General features: G+C 70.2%; 3 protein-coding genes. All 3 read left to right on the forward strand.

From position 1 onward, the window contains the following. Window positions 1-1,258 (forward strand): sensor histidine kinase (locus AC08OP_RS20570; protein WP_476615677.1); only part of this gene is annotated, 1,258 nt, incomplete at its 5' end. Window positions 1,259-1,366: 108 nt separating this feature from the next. Next, window positions 1,367-2,410, forward strand: coding sequence for an NAD-dependent epimerase/dehydratase family protein (locus tag AC08OP_RS20575; RefSeq protein ID WP_476615678.1), 1,044 nt, complete (start codon window positions 1,367-1,369; stop codon window positions 2,408-2,410). A 662-nt stretch (window positions 2,411-3,072) separates the two neighbouring features. Next, window positions 3,073-4,575 (forward strand): NAD(P)/FAD-dependent oxidoreductase, encoded by a 1,503-nt coding sequence (locus AC08OP_RS20580; protein WP_476615679.1) that lies wholly within the window; start codon window positions 3,073-3,075, stop codon window positions 4,573-4,575. Window positions 4,576-4,937: the final 362 nt, after the last annotated feature.

A 4,937-nucleotide genomic window follows, 5' to 3' on the forward strand; every position in this document is an offset into this window, starting at 1 on the left:
CCCACCGGACAGGTGGCGGCACCGGACGAGGGACGACACCGAGGATGAGACCCGAGGCGGTGCGGCGGGACGACGACCTCACGGGCGGGCGGCGAGCGAGAGCGAGAGCGAGGCCCCGATGAACGCCGACCTGGAGGTCATGGGGATCGCGCTCGGCTGTTCGACAGCGGCCGCGCTCACCGGCCTGCCGTTGCTGCGGGCGCTCCGGAAGCGGCCGTTGTGGGCGACAGCCGCGTCACTGAGCGTACTACCGGTCGTCGCGGTGACGGCGGGGGTCGCCGGCACGGCGCAGGCAATGTTCCTCTCCGATCACGACCTGCGGGTCGTGCTCATCGTGGTCGCCGTGTCGGCGGTGGTGGCGTCGGCATCCGCGGTGCGCCTGGGTGGCCCGGTCGTGGCGGCGATCGGGACGCTGACCCGAGCGACGGCGGCCCTGGGCGAGCCGGGCTATCGCGGCGCCGGCCGTGTTCCGACCGCCGAGCTCAGCGCGCTGGCGACGGCCCTGGACGCGACCCATGTCCGCCTAGTCGAGGCGCGGGAACGGGAACGGGCCCTGGAGGCGAGTCGCCGCGAGCTGGTGGCCTGGATCAGTCATGACCTGAGAACCCCGCTCGCGGGAATCCGGGCGACGGCCGAGGCCCTGCAGGACGGCCTGGTCACGGACGCCGAGACGACGGCCCGCTACCACCGGCTGATGCTCGCCGACGCCGAGCGGCTGACCGGCATGGTCGACGACCTGTTCGAACTGGCCCGGCTGCAGGCCGGTGCGCTGCGGCTGAGCCTGGAGAAGGTGCGCGTCGCCGACGTCGTCTCGGACGCGATCGCCGCGGTGGACCCGATCGCGCGGGCCAAGGGAGTCGTCGTCAGCGGGCGGGCCGATCACGCCGGGTACGTCGACGCCGACGCGGCCGAGGTGGGGCGCGTGCTGACCAATCTCCTCGTCAACGCCATCAGGCACACCCCCGACGACGGAACGGTGGAGATCACCGCTACCGCGGACGCCGACCGGGCGGTCTTCGCCGTGGCGGACCGGTGCGGCGGCATCCCGCAGGAGGAGCTGCCCCGCGTGTTCGACCTCGGATTCCGGGGCGAGTCGGCCCGGACCCCCGGCGGTGACGACCACCCGCACCAGCCACGGATGCGGTCGGGGATCGGCCTCGCGATCGTCCGCGGCATCGTCGAGGCGCACGGGGGCGACGTCACCGTGCACAACCATCGGGAGGGCTGCCGCTTCGTCGTCGCGCTCCCCACGTCCTGACGTCCGGACGCCGCCCGGGGTTACGACGGCGCCGGCACAGGGGCCGGGCCGGAGACGTTCCGCGGTTCGTAAGATCCAGCGCGTCCCGGCACCGCTAGCGTCGGCGTCATGCGGGTTCTCGTCACCGGTGGCGCCGGCTTCATCGGTTCTCACGTTGTCGACGCGCTGGTCGCGGCGGGCGACGAGGCCAGGATCCTCGACGCCCTGCTTCCGGCGGTGCACCGGACGAAGCCCCAGGTCAACAACGCCGCCGAGATGATCGTTGGGGACGTGACCGATCGGGGCCAGGTCGCCGAAGGACTGAGCGGGATCGACGTCGTATGCCACCAGGCCGCTATGGTGGGTCTAGGGGCCGATCTGGACGACCTTCCGGCGTATGCCACGAACAACGATCTCGGCACCGCGGTCCTGCTCGCGGCGATGGCCCGCGCCGGAGTGGGGCGACTGGTCCTGGCGAGCTCCATGGTGGTCTACGGCGAGGGTGGTTACCGCTGCCCGACGGACGGACCGGTGCGCCCCGGACCACGGCAGGCCGCCGACCTGGACGCGGGCCGTTTCGAGCCGCCGTGCCCACGGTGCCACCAGCCGCTCTCGCCCATCGTGGTCCACGAGGACGCCCCCTTGGACCCCCGCAACGCGTATGCGGCGACCAAGGTCGCCCAGGAGCATCTCGCGGCGGCATGGGCGGCGGAAACCGGCGGGACCGTCGTGGCACTGCGCTACCACAACGTCTACGGTCCGCGGATGCCCCGGGACACCCCCTACGCCGGCGTCGCGTCGATCTTCCGCAGTGCGCTGGAACACGGGCGGGCCCCGCAGGTCTTCGAGGACGGCCGGCAGCTGAGGGATTTCGTGCACGTCCACGACGTCGCGCAGGCCAACCTGCTGGCGTCCCACCAGCCGCAGGCACCCGGCCGGCTGGTTCCCCTCAACATCGGCTCCGGTGATCCCCACACCGTCGGGGACATGGCGGACGCGCTGGCTCGTGCCTTCGGCGGTCCGAAGCCCGTCGTGACCGGTACCTCCCGGGTCGGCGACGTCCGCCACATCGCCGCGTCCTCGGCCCGAGCAGGCGATCTTCTCGGCTACCGGCCGCGGGTCGACTTCGCCGGGGGGATGCGGGCCTTCGCCCATGATCCACTGCGAGACTGAGGTTCTCCCCGGATCCGCGATCCTCCCTGGCCCGCTCGGGGCAGACCCACGAAGGACTAATCCCCGCCGGCCACCTTCATGAGATCGAAGATGCATCCGCCGAACATGCTGCCCGTGAAAGCTGCCCGTGAAAGCTGCCCGTGAACGTGCAGGACGCGAACGTCATGTCAAAGAACGAGCACCGAATGAAGGTGCAGATGGTGAAAGCAGTATCCGAATAGACTGATGCGCTAAACCGGACCCCCAGAAGGTGCGCTCAGTCAAATCCACCACACGAAGAAAACATGATCATAGCTCTGGCCAGACAGATCCCCGCCGTCGGGGCCCAGAGACCGGGTGGTCGCCCGCGTCCGCGGAGCCGGTTCGCCGTATTTCCGTTCGGCCATGCGCCGCCGCCTTCCGGCCAGACACGATCTTCAGTGCCCACCTCACGGTTGCCCCCGAACTGGGCGCACCACTCGACGAGGTATCAATCGCCCACGAATTGTGTTGCATGCCACATGCCCCGTCGACGCTATCCGGCGACAGGAGGTGACGATAAACACGATCCCATCTCGGATATACGGCGGAAAATAGTAGCCGGGGGCCGGCACCATCAGGTATATGGTCTTCGCGGCGCCAAGGGGCACCGCCGGAGTCAAGAGGCTGAGCGGAGAAGGATCGTGACCACGGACAGCGCCCAGACAGGGCAGGCCGGCGAACCGGAACGGCTCGAGGAGCGAAGCACCTCCCCGCACCGAGTAGTGATCATCGGGTCTGGCTTCGGAGGTCTGTTCACCGCGCAGGCCCTCCGCAAAGCACCGGTCGAGGTCACCCTCGTCGCGAAGACGACGCACCATCTGTTCCAGCCGCTGCTCTACCAGGTGGCAACGGGCATCCTGTCCGAGGGCGAGATCGCCCCGACCACCCGTGAGGTACTGAGCCGGCAGGACAACGCGCAGGTCGTCCTCGGCGAGGTGACCACCATCGACGTGAACGCAAGGACGGTCACGTCCCAGTTGCTGGGTCGCACGACCGTGCACCACTACGACAGCCTCGTCGTCGCCGCGGGCGCGGGCCAGTCGTACTTCGGCAACGACCATTTCGCCACGCATGCCCCGGGCATGAAGAGCATCGACGACGCGCTCGAGCTGCGCGGCCGGATCTTCGGGATGTTCGAGCTCGCCGAGGCGTCCACCGATCCCGCGGACGTGGAGCGGCTGCTGACCTTCGTCATCGTCGGGGCGGGCCCCACCGGCGTGGAGATGGCCGGACAGATCGCGGAACTCTCGCGCCGGACCCTGCGGCGGGACTTCCGCAGCATCGACCCCGCCAAGGCCCGAGTCATCCTGCTGGACGCCGCACCCGCCGTCCTGCCGCCGTTCGGCGAGCGGCTCGGCGCGAAGGCGGCCGACAAGCTGACCAAAATCGGCGTCGATGTGCAGCTGGGCGCCAAAGTCGTCAATGTCGACGCGACCGGCATCGACGTCGAGGACAGCGACGGCACCCGCCGGCGCATCGACTCGGTCTGCAAGGTCTGGGCCGCCGGCGTTGCCGCGAGCCCGCTGGGCCGGCAGCTCGCCGAGCAGACCGGTGCGGGGCTCGACCGCGCCGGCCGCATCGAGGTGCTGCCCGACCTCACCCTGCCGGGCCATCCGGAGGTGTTCGTCATCGGGGACATGGCGAGCATCAACCGGCTGCCCGGCGTGGCGCAGGTCGCGATCCAGGGCGGCCGGCACGCCGCCAAGGAGATCCAGGCCTGGGTCGCCGGCAAGCAGACGGGCCGACCGTTCGAATACCATGACAAGGGCAGCATGGCTACCATCTCGCGGTTCAGCGCGGTGGCGAGCATCGGCAAGGTGCAGTTCAGCGGCTTCTTCGCCTGGCTCGTCTGGCTGGCCGTGCACCTCGTCTATATCATCGGGTTCAAGCACCGGCTGACCACTCTGCTTCACTGGACGGTGAGCTTCATCGGCCGGGGCCGGTCGGAACGTACCGTCACCGAGCAGCAGATCTTCGCTCGGGTCGCGGTCCAACGCCTCGGAACGGACTTCGCACCGTCCCTGCCCCCGCACGCGAGTCAGGAGGCGCCGTCCTGGACGGGGGCCCGGACGATCGTGCCGATGCAGCCGCAGGCCAAGGACGAGGGCAAGGACGAGGACAGCCGGCAACCGTCCCGGGTCTAGCGCGTAGCGCGGATCCGGCCTCCGTCCCGATCGATCGGCCGGAGCACGCACCGTCCGCCCGCAGGCATCCGCCGGGGCGGACGGTTGCCGCGTCGAGGTACCGCCGGGCCAGGTACTGCCGCGTCGAGGTACCGCCCGGGTCCGCCACCGCGGGAACCGGCCTTCCACGTGGTTCGCACCACGCTCGCACGTTCCTCACATCTCGCTGTCGCATCGTGGGCTCCGACCGCGTGCCACCGTGGCGCGCGGCGCCCGGCCGGTCGTCGCCCCTCAGGGCCGACGACCGGTTCGCGGCGTGGTGACGCGACACGGAAGGACGACACAGATGCGCAGCTTCCTGACCGGACGATGGGGTATGGGGG

Source organism: Frankia sp. CeRuru1 (assembly GCF_977966315.1).